Raw genomic sequence first — 18763 nt, forward strand, 5'->3', positions numbered from 1 at the left:
TTCTAATAATAGCCATTATATTACATATTAATACTTAAATTTATTGGTAATTTATGTTATTTATTTAACTATTTTTAATGAGATTTTGGAACCTTACGCATATTACATAATGAAGTACGGAAAGTCAGGGTAAAAAAATTTTGCTTTGCTTATTGACTTCTATTCTTAAAAAGTCTATAGTTTTTAACGGAGTTAATTGCAAATAATTTGCAAAAGTGTTGAAAATAATTCTTATTGGAGTAAAAAAAATGGTAGTGAGTAAAAAAAGCTTTTGGGGTGTTGGTGGCGGATTGTTAGCCTTGACGGGAATGGCTTTGAGTGGTTTGGGTTCTATGCAAATAGCCATAGCTAACCCTTTAAAAAATCAACCAGCACCACGTTTAGTTGCTCAAAAAATGCAACCTTTAACTATAGTTTTTCCTAGTCGTGCTGATTCTACTGACTTGCAAAATAAAGCTAATAATGTAGCTGCTTTTTTATCCAAGGAGTTAGGGATACCTGTTAAAGCGCAGGTAGGTGATGAAACAGCGGCAGTAGAAGCATTAAGAGCAAATCGGGCTGATGTAGCGTTTTTAAGTAGCCGTCCAGCTTTAAAGGCTGAACAATTAGCAAATTCTCGGTTATATTTGGCTGAAGTTCGCAAAAATTACTCTGGTAGGTATACTTATAATTCTATTTTTGTTGTTCCCAATAATAGCCAATTAAAAAGTAAAAATTCTCCGAAAGCAACTTTAGAACAACTCAGAGGAAAAACTATTGCTTTTACTTCTCCTACCTCTGGTTCTGGGTTTATTTTTCCAGTGAGTGAGTTAGTAAAACAGGGTTTTGTGCCTAACCGCGATCGCTTAGATGCTTTCTTTAGTAAAGTTAGTTATGGGGGAAATTATAGCAAAGCTTTGGACGCTGTAGTTAGAGGTCAAGCTGATGTGGCTGTAGTATCAGAATATGCTCTTTTTCCTCCCTATCTTGCGGCTGAGAATAGAGATAAGGTGAGGATATTACATAAAATTTCTGGTGTTCCTGCTCATGGGATTGTGATTGATGATGATGTCCCAGTTATTATTAGAGAAAAGCTGATTAATGCTTTATTAAAGTTAAATAAATCAGACAATAATCAATTACTAACTAGTTTATATAATTCTACAGAATTGGTAAGAGTTGATCATGATCGTCATCTTAAACCAGTGCGAGAAGCTTTGAAAAACGTGGGAATGGAATAATATAACCCCACCCCCAACCCCTCCCCGCAAGCGAGGAGGGGAGCAGGATAGAACAAAAATTATCATATTCCCATTAGCCATGACTATTGATCAAGTAGCACATAAAAATTATCATTTATCCAAATTATCTCAAAGTAACGTGAATTTTATTGAATGTTGTCATTTAGAAACAGGTTATATTTCATCCTTACAGCGTCCTATATTAAATAATATTAGTTGCCAAATTAATCAAGGTGAATTTGTAGCGTTGTTAGGATTAAATGGGGCAGGTAAATCCACATTATTAAAATCCCTTGTTGGTTTAGTTCCCTTAATTAAGGGAGAAATTAAAATTAATGGTGTTTCTGTAAGTGATCAAAACTTATCCCAAATCCGTCGAGATGTAGGAATGTTATTTCAGGGAGGGGGATTAATTCGTCAATTATCAGCAATTGATAATGTTTTGTGTGGAAGATTGGGAGCTAGAAAGACGGGACAAACTTTATTCGGATTTCCACAACGCGATCGCATATTAGCTTTAGAATTACTAACACAATTAGGTTTAAAAGAACAGGTATATCAAAAAACTGGTCAATTAAGCGGTGGACAACAACAGAAAGTAGCGATCGCTAGAGCATTAATGCAATGTCCACAAATACTTTTAGCCGATGAACCCACCACAGGTTTAGATGTTGTAGCCTCACAACAAGTAATGGCAACTTTAGCCCAACTGCATCAACAAGGGTTAACTATTATTACCGTTTTACATGATTTAGCATTAGCTACAGAATACGCTCAAAGAGCGATTATTTTAGATAATGGCAAAGTAATTTATGATGGTAAATGTGAAAATTTACAAGCACAATTTTCATCAGCTATTAATTAAGAAATATCAGCTTTATATTTAGTCATTAAAAACAATGAAAAATATTTCTAAATTGCAAATTTTCCATCGTTATCCTTGGTTTATTCCTTTACTTGTCTTCCTATTAATGATCGGAATTTATATTTGGGCATTACAAGGATTAAAAGTTGATTTCAAATTATTAAAAGATAGTTTGCCTTTCATCACAGATTTTATTTCTCGGTTGTTTCCTCCCGATTTGCGAGTTTTAGATATTGCCATTAAAGGATTAATTGAAACTGTGCAGATGTCTGTCTGGGGAACATCCATAGGTGCAGTTTTATCATTACCAATTGCCATAGCTAGTTCTAGTAATGTTGCCCCTTTATGGTTAAGATGGATAGCAAACCTACTGCAAAACGCTGTTCGTTCAGTCCCTTCAATTATCTTAGGTTTAATATTTGTAGCTGCTACAGGTTTAGGCGCACCCGCTGGTACATTAGCACTATCAATATATACTGTTGGCTATCTTGCCAAATTTTATCAACAAGCAATAGAATCTGTAGATCATCGTTCTTTAGAATCTTTACAGGTAATTGGAGCATCAAAAATACAAATAGCCCAGTATGGGATATTACCACAAATATTACCTCTAGGATTAGGTTATACCCTGTGGATGTTTGAATATAACATTCGTGCTGCTTCAGTTTTAGGGGTAGTTGGTGCTGGAGGAATAGGTTTTCAATTAAAAAGCTATATAGATGGTTTTGAATATACTAAAGCCACAACCATGATGTTAGTGCTATTAGTAGTAGTTACAGTTATTGATTGGTTTAGTAGTAAGTTACGTCGGTATTTAGAGTCAATGTAGAATTAATTACGGCAGATTGGGGTAAAGACAAGATCCACGCAAAACTCATCATGATGTAAAGTTGTGTAAGGTAGTCATGTATTTATGTCGTTGAAACATTGCCTAGTTTGAGTCTGTAATAAATCAGTAATGAATAATCAGTTAAAAACTCATTTTGCTTTGAGGAGTGCATCCGCTCTGACAGCTTTAGTTGGAATAGTAAATTTGTTATCAGCCGTTACACCTAGTTTACCTGCAAGAAATCACTGGTTAAAACAATTTCTCCCATTTGAAATTCGTCAAAATGGACATATTTTTGCAGCATTAACAGGATTTATTTTATTGACATTAGCTACTAACCTATTACGCAGAAAAAAAGCTGCTTGGTTATTAACTATTGGGTTATTAATTATTTCGATAATCAGTCATTTATTAAAAGGTTGGGACTATGAAGAAAGTATTTTATGTGGTATTTTATTATGTCAATTAGTTTTCATGCGTCATGTTTTCACAGCTAAATCAGATCGTCCTTCAATTGCCCGAGGTGTGCGGGTATTAATAGGTGCGGTGATATTTACTTTGGCTTATGGAACAATTGGATTTTATTTATTAGATCACAAATTTTCCCATGATTTTAATTTACTTACAGCCATACTGCAAACTCTAGCTATGTTCTTTACCGAGGACAATTGGGGATTAGAACCAAAAACTCGGTTTGCAATATTTTTTATCAATTCTATATATATAATCGCCGCTAGTACGATTAGTTTTGCATTATTAATGCTATTGCAACCCGTATTTCTCCGTTATCCTGCTACCTTGAAAGATCACCAAAAAGCTCAAGAAATTGTGGAACAATATGGACATTCTTCTTTAGCAGCTTTTACACTTTTAAGTGATAAAAATTATTATTTTAGTCCTTCTGGTCAGAGTATAATTGCTTATGTTCCTAAAGGTAGAGGTGCAATTGCGCTAGGAGATCCCATTGGACCAGTTACAGACAGAGAAGAAACAATAATTGGTTTCCAACAATTTTGTTTACTGAATGATTGGTATCCTGCTTTTTACCAAACTTTACCTGATAATATTGAACTTTACACATCTTTAGGATTTAAAGTAATTAAGATTGGGGAAGAAGCAATAATTGATTTAAAAACCTTTACTTTGCAAGGTAAAGCTGGTAAAAACTTTCGACCTTCAATCCATCGTTTAACTAAACTCGGATATCAGATTCAGTTCTACCAACCACCAATCAGTAATGACCTGTTACACAAATTAAAACCGGTCAGTGATGAATGGCTAAAAATGTTACGAAGTTCAGAAAAGCGGTTTTCTCTCGGTTGGTTTGATGAAGCTTATTTACGGAAGTACCAAATTGTTGTAGTATATAATTCTCAAGGTAAAATAGTTGCTTTTGCCAATATTGTCCCTGGATTCGGGATTAATGAAGTCACCATTGATTTAATGCGATATCGTCCGTCTATTGAAAATGGCACAATGGACTTTTTATTTGTTTCCATACTTCAGTATTTTCAAAACCAAGGTTGTGAAGGGTTCAATTTTGGACTATCTGCTCTAGCTGGAGTGGGAAAAACCCCAGAATCACGCCGATTAGAGCGAGTTTTAAACTATCTTTATCAGCATTTAAACAAATTTTATAACTTCAAGGGTTTACACGCCTATAAAGATAAATTTCGTCCCCGTTGGGAATCACGCTATTTAGTTTATCCCAGTTTAACTGCTTTACCTGATGTAGTTGTTGCATTAATTAGAGCAGATTCTGGCGATCGCCTTCTTGATTATTTTAAACCTGGGACTTAATTAGGGGTAAAGACAAGATAAACACAAAATTTATCATCATGTAAAGTTTTTGTAACAAATTTACAGCGGTTTCCGCTCTTATGAGGTACATCTTAGCCCCCTCATCGCTTGCGGGGAGGGGGTTGGGGGTGGGGTTCTTGTACCTCATAACATCGGGAAGTGCTGTAATGTGATCGTCTTTGTCTATACAAGAAAAAAGAATACTGAGTAGGGCTTTTACCAGACTGAAAGCTTTGCGCTTATTTATTATTTTGCATAGTAAGTACCAAAAGGCTAAAATCCCTAATAGCTTCAGCGACAACCCCAGCACAAGTTTCTGATAAATTATCTTCTCCATGAGCAATATTATTTAACTGAATATTAGGGATTAGTCGAGCATAAGTATCACTTCTTGATATAGCAATTTGTGTATCTTGACCACCTTGTAAAATTAAACAGGGAACTTTAATTTCTGGTAAGTGTTTTTCTAATAATTCTGCTGCTATTTCTGCTTGCTTCCGGTTAAAAAGTAATTGACAAGCCGTAGAAGATTGTAACAATGTTTTTCTTAACTCTAAATTCGTAGCTATTCTTTTTTTCCAACCAATCAATTTAATTAAAGGATGGATTAAACGTAAAAATTTAATTATCCATGGTGGACAATTAAATAAACTTCGTCTTTTTTGCCAATACTGTTTTTCTCCTTCCGCTGCTACACCCTCCGGTGCTAATAGGATCAAACCAAATATTTGCTCTGGATATTTTAAAGCATAACTGGCCGCAATCCAACCACCTAGAGAATGACCAACTAAATAAACTTTTCCTAATTTCAAAGCTGCTAAAAAATCAGCTAAACATTCAACTTGCAAATCTATAGAATGGTGAATATTAGGATTTGCTGATTCACCAAAACCTAATAAATCTGGTGAGAAGCAATGGAGATTTTTAGCTAATAATTCCATCGTTGATACCCATTCACTACCATCATTCCATGCACCATGTAGAAACACTATGGGTATTCCTGACCCAACTTCACGCCAAAACATTACCCCTTGAGTCAGTTTTATTCGGGAATTATGAAATAAAAGATTCATGTTATTTTACTGATTTAATTCTCTAAGTTTTGCAATTTACAATTATAGATTTTGGATTGATTGTTTAATTTTTAAGCAAGTGTTGTTAAGCCATTTAAGTAGTCTTGTAACTGACGAAAATGGTCGTGAGACATATCTGGTTTGGGTAGAGAACTAGGAGGAAAAGCTGCAATTTCTATGACTTCTAAAGGATCTTTTATCGTCATTTTTCCTTGCACTTCTACTTCAACAGCAATACAGATAGAATGAATGCGAGGATCACGGTTTGGTGAAGAGTAAACGCCTACTAAACGGCGAATTGTGACCACTTCTAGCCCTGTTTCCTCCATCAATTCTCGACGAACTGCATTAGGAACATCTTCTCCCCAATCCACCATACCACCAGGCAATGACCAACAGCCATCATCTTTTCTTCTAACGAGGACAATCTGACCATCAGGTAAAATGGGGATAATACTTGTACCAGTAATGGGATGACGAAATATAATACCCAATACGGTTTGTCCAAAGTTCCATAAGCTCCGAGTGAACTGAATCATTGGTGTAAAAAAAGCTAGAATATTCAAGTTTAAAACTGCTTCATTGTAATCTATATATTTTTAATTTGATGTTGTTGTTTCTGCAATCTGGAAAATTATTTCTTCTAATGTCCGTAATAATTCTTGCTCATTGTACGGCTTAGAAAAATAAGCTTTTGCCCCTAATTGCATAGCTAACTGACGATGTTTACTACTACTACGGGAAGTTAACATGGCTACAGGAATATTTCTTAATTCTGCATTGTTGTTAATTCGCTCTAGAAAACTATAACCATCAATACGGGGCATTTCAATATCACAGATTACCGCTTGGACTTGTAAACCACTTTCCAGCTTTTCTAAAGCATCTTGACCATCTTTAGCCTGTTCTACTTGATACCCACCTTTTTCCAGAGTTAGGGCTAAATAACGCCGGACATTAATTGAATCATCAACAATCAAAATTATCCCTTTTTGGCGACTAGATTGGATTACAGTGGGTACTTTTGGCGGTTTTAGGAATGCGGTTTGTAATCTTGTTGTTGGTAACTTATTACTAATGTGAGGACGTTCACCAGTTGTAATCCATAACACCAAATCGTTAGTATTAACCAGGGGAACTACCCGACCATCACCAAGAATTGTACAATTATTAAAACCGCTAGGTAGGGGAATATTACCTTCTACTTGACGAATAGCCACTTCTTGCTCACCCCAACAGCGTTCTACTTGCACTGCGACCTGTTGATGATCATGTTTGATTATCAATACACTTATAGCATTAATTATCGGCAGAGTTTCTAATTCTAGGTTATTGTAGCGAGAGCAATTAAAGTCAAAGTAACTATTGAGACGTAGTAATGGTAATTGAGTATTTTGCCAATTAATAAATTCTTTGCCGTCTTGGGAGAATATTTGCTCATTTTCCAGTAAGAAAATTTCCTCTATTACGTCTGTAAAAAATGCTAACACCAAGCGATCGCTCTCTACTAATAAAACCCGCGCTACTGATAACGTAAATGGTACTGATAAAGTAAATTTTGTCCCTACTCCTGCTTGGGTGTCAACATTCACATCTCCTCGCGCTAACTTGAGATTATTCCGCACTACATCCATTCCCACCCCTCGACCAGATAAAGCTGTTACCTGTTCCGAGGTACTAAACCCTGGTTCAAAAATTAATGATAGTAGTTCCTCATCACTAGCGCTCGCTAATAAAGAATCATCCAGACCCATTTTTAAAGCCTGATGACGAATTTTTTCTAAAGAAATACCTTGACCATCATCACGGACAGTAATAATCGTGCGATTACTATGGTAAACTGCCTTCATTTCAATTAACCCCTGTGCTGGTTTTCCTTGAGTTTGACGGGTGGTAGGATCTTCAATTCCATGATCAAAAGCATTACGTAACAAGTGCATTAAAGGCTCATTTAAAGCTTCCAAAATGCCTCTTTCAATTAAAGTATTACCACCTTCAATTTTTAACTGCACATTTTTTCCATACTCTACATTCAAATCCCTAATAGCTCTAGGAAAACGCTCCACTAAATCAGAAAAAGGACGCATCCTTACCTGGGTTAATTGTCTTTGTAATTGTTTAGAAGTTTTATTCAGTTTTCGGGCTATTTGGTCTGTGTCATCTACACTCAATTGAATATCACTGGTAACTTCTGCAACTTGGACAATAGTTTCCATCACATTCTGAGATAACAAGTTTAATTTTTGATAGCTATCTTGGTCTAAAAAATTATTTTCCGTTTCTTGATTACCATGATTGGCTGATTCCTCTGGCAAATGATTATGAGTTATCATTTTTGCGTAAGCTGTCCGCAGTTCTTGATTTTCTTGATCAAGAATTTCCACTCTTTGACTGAGATTACGTACTAATTTACGTAATCTTTCCATTTGCACATTTAACCCATTGCGTTGAATAATGACTTCTCCAAATAAATCATTAATTTTCTCTAAATGTTTACTAGGAACCCTAACTGTATTTTCCTGATTTTCTCTTTCTTTAGGAAGAGGAAGTGGATTAATATCACTTTTGCGTTCAGTATATTTATAATCTATTGGGAGATTTTCTGAAGCTAATACTCTATCAGCACTTTCGGGAGATAATTCAACATTTTCTAATAATTGAAAATCAGAAATAACTGATTTATTCAATAAATAATCTTGCTTATTTAATAGATGAGGAAAATTATCATGAATAACTTCACCAAAATCAATTGTTGTTGGTAAATTATCTCGGTGATTACTTAATACTAAAGTTTGCGATTGCCGCCATGCTTTTAATGCTAAATTGGCAATCTCTACAGAACGATCAGGAGAAGTTTCTAAGCAATAAATAACTGATTTACATAGTTGAGTAAATGCTGTTAATTTCAGCATTTCTCCTAACCCACTTAACTCAGTTGCCATCATTACCAATTCTCCGCTTAATCCCGATTTATGACTATTCTTTAATCGAGCTTCTAGATGTTGTAAATACTCTTCAACTTCAGTTTCAAATAATAAAGGGATAATTTCTTGATCATCTTCTGATGATAGTAAAGTTGTAATATCCTCTGGAGTTGGTTCACCTAAACGCTGATAAAGTTCATCAAAAATTGGGTAACAAGATTCTCTCAACCAACCATTATCCAGATTATTCCCCTTGGCAAGTAACTCAACAATTTGTCGGAGCCAATCAACACTAGATAGTAATAAACTTTGTAAATGAGTATCAAGTTCTAAGGAATCCTTTTGAGTCTTTAAAACTTTAAAAGCATCTTCCAACCTATGAGCTAAATCACTTAATACCCGAAATCCCATCATAGCTGCTCCACCCTTAATAGAATGAGCGGCTCGCATTGCAGCATTAATATGTTCTAAGTCAATACGTTTATTGGTGTCAATTTCCAGTAATACCCCCTCTAAAGTATTGAGATAATCAGTTGCTTCTTCCAGAAATTGCATCTGGATTTCCAATTCTTTATCTTTCGTCATTAGTCATTAGTCCTTAGTCATTAATTATTAATTCAGAACAAATGAAGAGGGAACAGGGAACACCGGAGTAATACAAAAGGGGGATTTAGACCTCTACCTGAAACACTCCACTTATAGAATTCGGGGTTTCTTACTCCCAGTTCACCGAACACCGAAATAGGAAAAACTATTCCCTGTTCCCTATTCCCTATTCCCTATTCCCTGTTCCCTTCATTGATGAGAATATCAATTAGCTGGGAAAGTCTCCATAGTCTCTTTTAACTCCTGAGAAATGTCCACTGCTTTTTGTAAAGATTGGGAAACTTGACGAGAATTATCACTATTACGTGCTGATATAATAGTAATATCCCTAATAGTTTGACTAACAATTTGTGATGTTTCTACTTGAGATGTAGTAGAACTTAAAATTGATTGCACTAAAGTATCTACTTGCTGTGATATATCAACAATTTGTTGTAAACCATGTTTGGCATTGGTGATCATATCGCTGCTTTGGGTGACTTGATTAGTTCCCATTGTCATTGTTTTTAATACTTCACCAGTTTCTCGTTGAATTTTCTCAATTATTTCCTCAATTTCTTGAGTTGCAGTTGCACTTCTGGCGGCTAATTCTCCTACTTCTTCCGCTACTACGGCAAAACCTTGACCCTCTTCACCGGCTCTGGCAGCTTCAATTCCTGCATTAATTGCTAACAAATTAGTTTGCATAGCAATTTGATTAATTATGGAAACTACACGGGAAATTTGTTGAGAAGATTCCCCTAAACGTCTGACTTTTTTAGCTATTTCATCAACTGTTTCTTGGACAAATAAAATATTTTGCAATGTTAAATCCATCGCTTCTTCAGTTTTAGTAGCTGTCTGGTTAGCATCATTAACAATGGTGACAGCTTGCTGTGCTATATCAGCAATACATTGAATAGCAATAGTCATATTATCAATGGTTTCTAAGCTCCGGTTCATTTTCTCAGGTTCTATAACTGCTTCTGCTGTAAATTTTTCTAAATAAACATTTACTTCACTAACAGCTTGTTGAATTTGGTTCACAATCGGCTGAATACTATACTGAAAATTCTGGAGTTCCAAACTTTCTTGATTAGTGTTTACTTGACCATGTACTTTTAATTTTTTAATTTCTGCCAGTAGATACGATTGTTCTAACGCATAGCCAATTTGTGTGGCAATTTGGGTTAAAAAATTAATTTCTCCAGATTGCCAAATATGGGGACTATGGCAATGATGAGCAATCAAGAAACCGGAGATTTCTCCATGACTCAAAATTGGTGCTGTTAAAATGCTTTGCACAGAAAATTTCTTTAACCACTCAATATAACTACTCGTTAAACTTGACTCTTGTTCAATATTTGATATCGCCTCAAACTGGCTATTTCGACTAAGTTCGCGCCAATGAGCATCATTGTTGTATACACCGAGCATTTTTTGGCAATCATCAATTACCAATTCAGCAATTACTTTTACAGCTTGCGTCTTACGATGCAGTTTATAAATGATTACTCGGTCTGTTTTTAAAACTTGACTAACTTCAGAAATTGCCGTTTGATAAATAACTTCAGACTGAAGATTTAGACGAATTTTTTTAGTAATCTCTAACAGTAATTGTATCCATTCAATTTCTCTTTCTTCTTCCTCTTGTTTTTTACCTAAACTCAAATGTACTTGCTCTTCACCATCCTTTACTTCTGCTATAGATGTATTAACAAGTTTAGCATTGATCCTCTGGCTTAACCAAGCTACAAGCAACGTCATCAATAATGCAATTAGTGGTGTTGTACTAGCAGTTAATGTTAAAAATTCTCTTTGCGGCTTAAAGGCAATTGCTGCATTTTTCGCCACAATTAATTGCCAATTGATATCCGGTAAACCTGATAATTTTCGGAATGGTACATAACTAATTAGTTGCTGCTGTTGATTATTTTTGGCAACGGCTGTAAATGTATCAATATCTTTAGCACCCAAAACATTAGCTAAACTGGGATATATACCTATCAACTGTTCACCCAATAAATTTTGATAGGAGCTAATTATAATTCTGCCTTTTCTATCTAAAAAATAATATTGATTAGTATCATCTAAAGAATCTTGTACTACTTTTTCTAAAGCCTTTATAGGCATACGAGTTCTGACTATACCAATAGTATTACCCTGAACTTTATCCTTAATTGGTGCAGCTATATAAATTACTGCGCCTATATTTTCAACTATTTCTGGTTGACTAATAATAGCAGTATTCTGTTTAATTACCTCTTGAAAATAGATAAGTTGTTTTTCTGGATTTAAATATTCTCCTTCTGATTGAATAATCACTTGTCCATTGAGATCAAATACAGCTACACTATCATAAATTTTACCAGTTTTCATCAAGCGATCTAAGGAGGCTTGTGTTTTTATATTAATTGTGCCGAAATTAAATTTGAGTGTGTTGCTGGATTTTTCTGATCCTGTTTTTTTCCCCGCAATAGAAGGACTGAAAAAGGATATTCTAGATAATACTTTAATATCTCCATAGCGTTGTTCAAGAAAACTATTAACTGCATCATTTAAGTTAATTGCTTTAGTTTCTTGGGATGTAATAATTTGCTTTGTAATTAACTTACTACCAAAAATATAAGTGATCACCCCAATTCCCAAAACTGGTAAAGTACCAATAGCTATGGACAAAATTATAGATTTTGTACTCAAGTTAAATTGTCGTAAATATTCTAATCCATGATTCCAAGCCCTATTATAAATAGAATTTTCTCCTCTAATATCAACAACTTGCGCTGAAGAAATTAAAGATGCTTTATTTTGAGAACTACCACTTTGTTTGATATCAGTTTTATTCAACATATCTTCCTCACACCACAGCTATAAAATCAAAAAAAAATACCCCGTTCTTCGAGTATTAATTATTAGTTAATACAAAGAATATCTGAACGTAAAATATGTACTGCATCTAATACCAATAATATTTCTTCTTGCTGCACTACACAACCACATAAGTAAGGGACTAAACTAGATGCTACTTGTCCTACAGGAGAACGAAGATCATCAGCGATAAACTTGGTTGTACCTTTAATTTCTTGGACAACCAAACCCAAGATCATTGATTCTATTTGAATAACAATGATATTATACTGACGCAGCCGATAATCAAGACATTCTAAATTAAACATCTTCGGTAAATCAACTACCCAAATTATATGACTGCGCCAATTCATTAATCCTAATATGCAAGCAGGCATATTAGGAATAGCTGTAACTGATGTTACGGGTACAACAATTGCTTCTTGAGTATGAGCAATGGATAAAACAGCACCAGTTTGTTGATTAAGTTGAAATTTAAGATAACCATCTTCTCGACTGTTATACATGGCTTGATGGTTTAAGTCAATTTGCAACTTTTTCATAAGTGAGTATAGTTAAAATCATTTTATTTTCGCTTTCTGGGATAACTACGAGTTTCCCTAACTGTCTCCCATACTACCTTACTTGAGATATATTGCTTTTATTCTGGTCAATAAGCTAAAAAACATCTAATTTGCATCATCGAATAAAATATAACTCTTGTGGGGTGGGCAACATGAGCGCCCAGGACATTATATTTCCTCTTATGGTGTACCAAAGCTTTTCTCGTCAGTCCAATTTTCTTTTAAGGCAATTTCTGTTGTATATTTATTTAGGCGATCATAAATTAAATTAATACAGCTATTAACTTTACTATCAATTACAAAACCTACAGCACTTCCCGGTTTTATGAGGTACGTTGTCCAACAGTACCTGAATCATCCAATGGCAACATAACTTATTTCATCCTTAAATTTTCAGCTAAAACAGCATCAGCATCATTCAACCCAGCAGAACGACTCCAGTAACGAAGTTGACGAGGTTTAATGATATATATATTTTCACCTACATAAACTTTTAAATTGCGTCGTGTAAAAACACGATCACCAAGTTGTGGTGGTAGTTGTTTCGCAATGCTTTGCAGCACAGTTATCAAATCCTCAGCCTGAATAGTTTGTACAATTTGTTCACGACCTGGATACCGTACTATACTAAATTTAACCACCTGTAATGGTGTATTAGCAATATCAAATATATCAGCAGCTATACTTCTTTCTTTGAGCGTGTCAAAAAATGGTTCAATCACACTCATAAAACTCAAAGTGTATGCTTCTAAATCACTAGCTTTAGGTTTTTTTAATGCTGCTGATTTTTCACGATTCATATATAAATCAATCGTGATTTGGGTAGTATCTTCAACTAAAATACGTTCATCATCATTTAAATCATAGAGATCAAATACAGCTTTATCAAGTTGTTTTTTTAAATCTTTTTCAACAGATTTACTGTGAGATTGACGCAATCTACCTTCTATTTCAATAATTTGATCAATCAATAATTTATTATTTTTGTTAAATTGAGGAAGACAAATACGTTCTAAATCTTGTTTTGTAACTTCTTCACGCTCAATACCCCAGGATGAAGCTGTTAAAAATAAAAAATAGCTAATGAGTGACGAATTGATGACACCATTGAGATAGTGAGCAATATCTACTTTTTCTGTTAAGAAAGAAATACCACAATACTTTTGTGTGTAAATAATATCTTCTTGACTAAAAGCAGAAAATGTCTTATTTCTATCAATACTTTGTGAGATTATAACCAATGGAGCTTTGTAAATTTCCGGCTTTCTTGAAGCTCCCATTTTATTATATGGCAAAATATCTAAGTCATCTATGTTCATTTGATACTTAGGCATTTTGCCGGATTCTAACCATTTTTTACCCATCAACTCTTGTGGTACCGCTTGATAATTACCATTTTTAAATCCATTTTTGAGTTCATTACCAGCAATTTTTCTAATAGTTGAAAAAGATCGTAATTTTTGAACTAGGGACATATCTCTAGCACTACTCCAAGTAGCAATTTTCAGCATATCTGAATCTAATGCTGTGCTAAAAACAGGAAGTTTTTTAATATGTTCTGCTCCAATTTCTATAATTCCATGTTGTTGGAAATCCATAGAACGTTCTGGACATACAAAATAAAAATTATCTCTCTGTTCTGAATATTTACCTTCTGCTATTAAAATCATTGCTGGAGCTTTAGAATTAGGAAATAAATTATCTAGACGCAATTTAGACAAATTGATAATAACTGTTGGCTTATATCTCATTAGCAAAGATTGTTTTGCTTTTTTACCTGCTTCATCATTACTAAAGAATGGTTTACCATGCAAAATTAAGCCAATACAAGTTTTATCATTGGTAAAGTCACCAATACGCCATAAAAATGCTTGATCTGGAGGTGTACCATAAGCTGTAGGATAGCCATTTGGATAACCAGATTCAGGACGCTTTCGCTGACAATATTTTCCTGCTGACTTATTTGATTGAGATTTTGTCCAAGGTGGATTACCAACTATTACATGAAATTGTTTCTGTGCAAATACTTCTATTTGGTTAAACTCTTCTTCTTCATTAAATATGTCGCTAGTAAATAGATTTTTACCAATTAGCTTTTCAAATTTTAAATCATTTGTTAATTGACGATTTTGTTCTAATTCATAATCTAACTCTAAAGCAGTCAAATAAAGGCTAAAAGCAGCAATTTGAACTGCTTTTGGTTCAATATCTACGCCATAAATTTGATAATAAAGAGTTTCCCGAATTAGATGACGAGTTGGTATTTCTCCATTAGCACAACGTTTAATAACTAATCTCCGCAAAGATTCAACTAAAAATACACCTGAACCACAAGCTAAATCCAGAACTTTGGCATTACCATCTAATTCTCTAAATACTTCAGAAAGTACCAAATCAACTAAATTGATAGGTGTATAATGGGTACTATTTTCTTTTGCTGATTTAGCATTTGTAGCATAAATAAAACTTTCATAAATTGAGCTAATCAATTCTATGGGAATTACCTTAAAATCATAATACCGCCATAAACGTAGTTGTCCTGTTTTTGGATCTACTTTACCACTTATTAAATCTTGTGCAATTTTGAGATGTTTGTTGTTTACAGCATTTCTTTCTTGTGAAGAAACAGGAAATAAATCTCCATTAAAAATTGTTTGTAACCACTCAAACAAATTATAAGTTGCTAATTTATTATTTAGTAATAGGTTAAACGATTCTACTCCAAAGCGATTGCTAAAAAAGTCTTGATTTAAAATACCTCTATCTTGTAAATAAGCAACAAAGACAGAACGAATTAAAAGCGCGTGAGCAAATTGACGATCTAATTTTTGATTTTCGGTCAATTCTTCCTCCGCGTCATTCAAATCTTTGACAAGAACTGAATCTACTCTTTGTTGACGATCAATTTTTCTAGCTTTTTCCCACTGCCAAAATTCACCAGATTCAATTTGCAACCGACTAGCGTATTTATTCATACGTTCTAAGTCGCTTTCTGTTGTTTTAAATTTCTCAATTAAATTCCGATTTGGATCAATTTCATCTTGTTCTTTTGGTTGAGAATAAGAGTTATAAAGTAAAACTTCATCAGGAGTAATTACCCACAACATTGGAGCTAAACCATGATTCCAAGACAGTTTATGTAGTTTAGCTAACTCTCTAGGATTAGGTTCATTTAATTGAGTAAAATAAATACAAGGTGAACCAGATAATTCATATATTGCTGTAGCGTTAATTTGCTCAGGATTAATTACCGCACTGTATTTAATCCGCTTTTCTAAATTCTTGCGAATATCTTCCGCTTCTGTAACTCCTGTAGTTGGTACACCATCACGATAGAAGCCAGTATGCTCCATTACTCGCTGATATATTTTATTTGCAGCTATATTAGAACTCATGACTGGTTTCTCCTTACCATCCTTAGTATGTGTTTTTATTACCTCTTTAAAACTATTCCTGTACGTTTATCAAAATCTAAAACATGATGTTTTTCTGCTTCAATTGTCAATTCTGTAATGATATCTCCAATTTCTCCAATTTCGTGAATTACAACTTGTCCCTGATTCTTTCCCGATGTTTCTAATACCATTAAACCAAAATCTTGCATATTTTCAATTAAATAAAGTTGGGAATTAACAAAAACTAGGCGATGCTGAAAAAATGAATATTCATGATTTCTTGACTTTAAAAAATCTAAAACTTTTCTAGTTTCTTGTAATGAAAGTTTTTCTCTTAATCTTTCAATGGTTTTTATTTCTAGAATTTGCTGCCACTTGTAAACGACTTTAGGGTGCTGAGGATTACCAAACTTCTCTGGTACTACTAACCCAGTGCGGTCTAAGTAACTTAGTCTGCCAGAGCTTATGCTAGTCAAAGCGATGGTTTCTTGTCTAGTAAATCCACTAGCCATAAAAAAACTTGTACTCCATATAACATACAGCACTATTTTGTTTAAATTTTAGTTTAGATTTTAAACACTTGTTTTCAACATACCCTAAAACAAGATTTTTTTAAATAGTTGTTTAAAAATATTAATTTTAATGCTGGTTCAAGCTGTTGCGCTTCTGATTTGCACATCCAGGGAGGGTAGGATGACTACCCCACAAGAGTTACGTAAAATTATGGTATGCAAATTATAGAATTTTCAGCGGTTAAGCAACTCATTTCAAGAAACAATTGTGACAAAAGAAGGGAACAGGGAACAGGGAACAGGGAACAGATAAGAAACACTCATTTGCACCAGTTTAGAGCTTCAGTCAAAAAAAAGATGTTTTGACAAGATGCGTATCACGAAAAAAACAGTGTCATTATTTCAATCTCATGTTTTTAAACATGAGTTTTTCCTGTTAGAAAGTTGCCCGTTCCCTGTTCCCTCTGAATTAAAATTAAGTGTTGAATACTATGTAGTAAGGAAAATATGAATTAATAGTTTTCTACAACATTGCTAAAGCTTTTCAGATTATCCTTCAATTGTTGATGCACGCGAACTGCTTGCAGCAGCGCTTCGCTATCGCCCCAAAAAGGAATCACGACATTAATTTGTCACTACCATCAAAACGACAAAAAATAGTCACAGAGACACTGATTTGTCACCGATGACATATAATTAGTCACTGTACACAAAAATATTGTTTTTTTAGCCTTAATAATCTAAAAGTGCGGATAAAAGGACTTGAACCTTCACTCCTTTCGGAACTAGAACCTAAATCTAGCGCGTCTGCCAATTTCGCCATATCCGCATCAATAACTTACTTTAGCATAATAAATTATTTATGGCAATAGGTAAATAAGTCAAAATTGAAAATTAAGGTATGGGGTATTATTTTTCCCCATGTCCCCAATCCTCTACATCACAGCTACACGAGGTAGACGATGCTTGAAGCCGCAGAGAATTTCCCAAGAAATGGTATTGAGACGATTTGCCCAATCATCAGCGGATATTTGTTCTTTGCCCTGTTTTCCTAGCAAAGTGACTATTTCCCCTTCTTGCAAATCGGGTATAGAACTCACATCTAACATGATTTGATCCATTGTAATTGCGCCAATTTGTGGCACACGCTGTCCACGGATTAACACCTCCATTTGGTTAGAAAGATGACGAGGAACTCCATCTGCATAACCAATCCCCACGACAGCCAAACGCATTTCTCTAGGGGCAATAAAATGATGCCCGTAGCTAACTCCAGTTCCTGCGGCTATGGTTTTAACTTGGGTAACTCTGGCTTTAAGTTGTAAAACAGGTTGTAGTTTGATTTGATTGTGTAAATGAGTAGCAGGATAAAGCCCATACATAGCTAATCCCACCCGCACCATGTCATAGTGTAATCTTGAATCTGTAAGGGTAGCGGCTGAGTTCGCTAAATGTAAACTAGGAATTTTGATACCTTTTGCTTTAATCTGTGCAATTGCTTCCTCAAATCGTCTATGCTGTTCTGCCATCACTGTAGCATCAGGACTATCCGCCGTTGCCAGATGAGAATAAATACTAGCAATCTCTAAATGGGGTAATCCTTGTACCAATTGAACAAACTCTGCTGCTTGTTGCCAATTAGTACCTAATCTAGACATTCCTGTATCTAACTTAATGTGTACAGGTAAAGAAGAATGATAATTAATAGTTTCTAATGTGTTAGAAAATTCTAAAGCTTGCTTAGGACTACACAATGTTGGCTGAAGTTGCCAATGAGCGATCGCCTGAATTTGTTCTGGTGTGTTAGTTGCCCCTAGAATTAGAATTGGGGCTTTAATGCCATCTTCGCGTAATTGAATCCCTTCGGGAACAGTCGCTACACCCAACCAACTAGCACCTGCTTCTAAGGCTGTTTTAGCGACTACTACAGATCCATGTCCATAGGCATCTGCTTTGACAACTGCCATTAACTGGGTACGTGGCGATAAAAACTTTACTAACTGCTTGACATTACCAGACAAGGCCCCTAAATCAATTTCTACCCAAGCCCGCTGAGAAAACCAAGCATAAGTATCACGTTCCTGATTGTCAGCAAAAATCGGGGTTTGCTTGCGACTTAACATTGCACT

The 18763-nt window shown here is 34.7% G+C and carries 12 protein-coding genes and 1 tRNA gene; 4 read left to right on the forward strand and 9 right to left on the reverse strand.

Translation table 11 applies throughout. From position 1 onward, the window contains the following. Positions 1-248: 248 nt before the first annotated feature. From EZY12_14810 to EZY12_14825, 4 genes are all read left to right on the forward strand, one after another. Positions 249-1220 (forward strand): phosphate/phosphite/phosphonate ABC transporter substrate-binding protein, encoded by a 972-nt coding sequence (locus tag EZY12_14810; protein ID QSX66111.1) that lies wholly within the window; start codon positions 249-251, stop codon positions 1218-1220. A gap of 79 nt (positions 1221-1299) precedes the next feature. Then, positions 1300-2085, forward strand: coding sequence for an ATP-binding cassette domain-containing protein (locus EZY12_14815; GenBank protein ID QSX66112.1), 786 nt, complete (start codon positions 1300-1302; stop codon positions 2083-2085). A gap of 34 nt (positions 2086-2119) precedes the next feature. Then, positions 2120-2914: a phosphonate ABC transporter, permease protein PhnE gene (phnE, locus tag EZY12_14820; GenBank protein QSX66113.1), complete on the forward strand. Its 795-nt coding sequence runs from the start codon at positions 2120-2122 to the stop codon at positions 2912-2914. Between the two features lie 129 nt (positions 2915-3043). After that, positions 3044-4714, forward strand: a complete 1671-nt coding sequence (locus EZY12_14825; GenBank protein ID QSX66114.1) for a bifunctional lysylphosphatidylglycerol flippase/synthetase MprF — start codon at positions 3044-3046, stop codon at positions 4712-4714. A gap of 239 nt (positions 4715-4953) precedes the next feature. Here EZY12_14825 and EZY12_14830 read toward each other — a convergent pair whose 3' ends face one another. From EZY12_14830 to EZY12_14870, 9 genes are all read right to left on the reverse strand, one after another. Then, positions 4954-5787, reverse strand: a complete 834-nt coding sequence (locus EZY12_14830) for an alpha/beta hydrolase (protein QSX66115.1) — start codon at positions 5785-5787, stop codon at positions 4954-4956. 71 nt (positions 5788-5858) lie between these two features. Next, positions 5859-6353: an NUDIX hydrolase gene (locus EZY12_14835; protein ID QSX66116.1), complete on the reverse strand. Its 495-nt coding sequence runs from the start codon at positions 6351-6353 to the stop codon at positions 5859-5861. 33 nt (positions 6354-6386) lie between these two features. Beyond that, on the reverse strand, positions 6387-9296 hold the full coding sequence (locus EZY12_14840) for a hybrid sensor histidine kinase/response regulator (protein ID QSX66117.1): 2910 nt from the start codon (positions 9294-9296) through the stop codon (positions 6387-6389). Between the two features lie 225 nt (positions 9297-9521). Next, entirely contained in the window at positions 9522-12146 is a 2625-nt protein-coding gene (locus EZY12_14845) for a GAF domain-containing protein (GenBank protein QSX66118.1), read from the reverse strand. A 62-nt stretch (positions 12147-12208) separates the two neighbouring features. Beyond that, positions 12209-12706, reverse strand: a complete 498-nt coding sequence (locus EZY12_14850) for a purine-binding chemotaxis protein CheW (protein QSX66119.1) — start codon at positions 12704-12706, stop codon at positions 12209-12211. Positions 12707-13101: 395 nt separating this feature from the next. After that, the gene (locus EZY12_14855) at positions 13102-16122 is read right to left on the reverse strand and encodes an N-6 DNA methylase (protein ID QSX66120.1); all 3021 of its coding nucleotides are present in this window, start codon (positions 16120-16122) and stop codon (positions 13102-13104) included. Between the two features lie 38 nt (positions 16123-16160). Further along, complete coding sequence (locus EZY12_14860; GenBank protein ID QSX70680.1) at positions 16161-16634, reverse strand: hypothetical protein; 474 nt, start codon at positions 16632-16634, stop codon at positions 16161-16163. Between the two features lie 747 nt (positions 16635-17381). Then, a tRNA-Leu gene (locus EZY12_14865) sits at positions 17382-17463 on the reverse strand. Positions 17464-17569: 106 nt separating this feature from the next. After that, positions 17570-18757 carry an alanine racemase gene (locus EZY12_14870; protein QSX66121.1) on the reverse strand — a complete coding sequence of 396 codons (1188 nt, stop codon included), beginning with the start codon at positions 18755-18757 and terminating at the stop codon, positions 17570-17572. Between the last annotated feature and the right edge of the window lie 6 nt (positions 18758-18763).

This window comes from Dolichospermum sp. DET69 (assembly GCA_017355425.1).
Lineage (GTDB): Bacteria > Cyanobacteriota > Cyanobacteriia > Cyanobacteriales > Nostocaceae > Dolichospermum.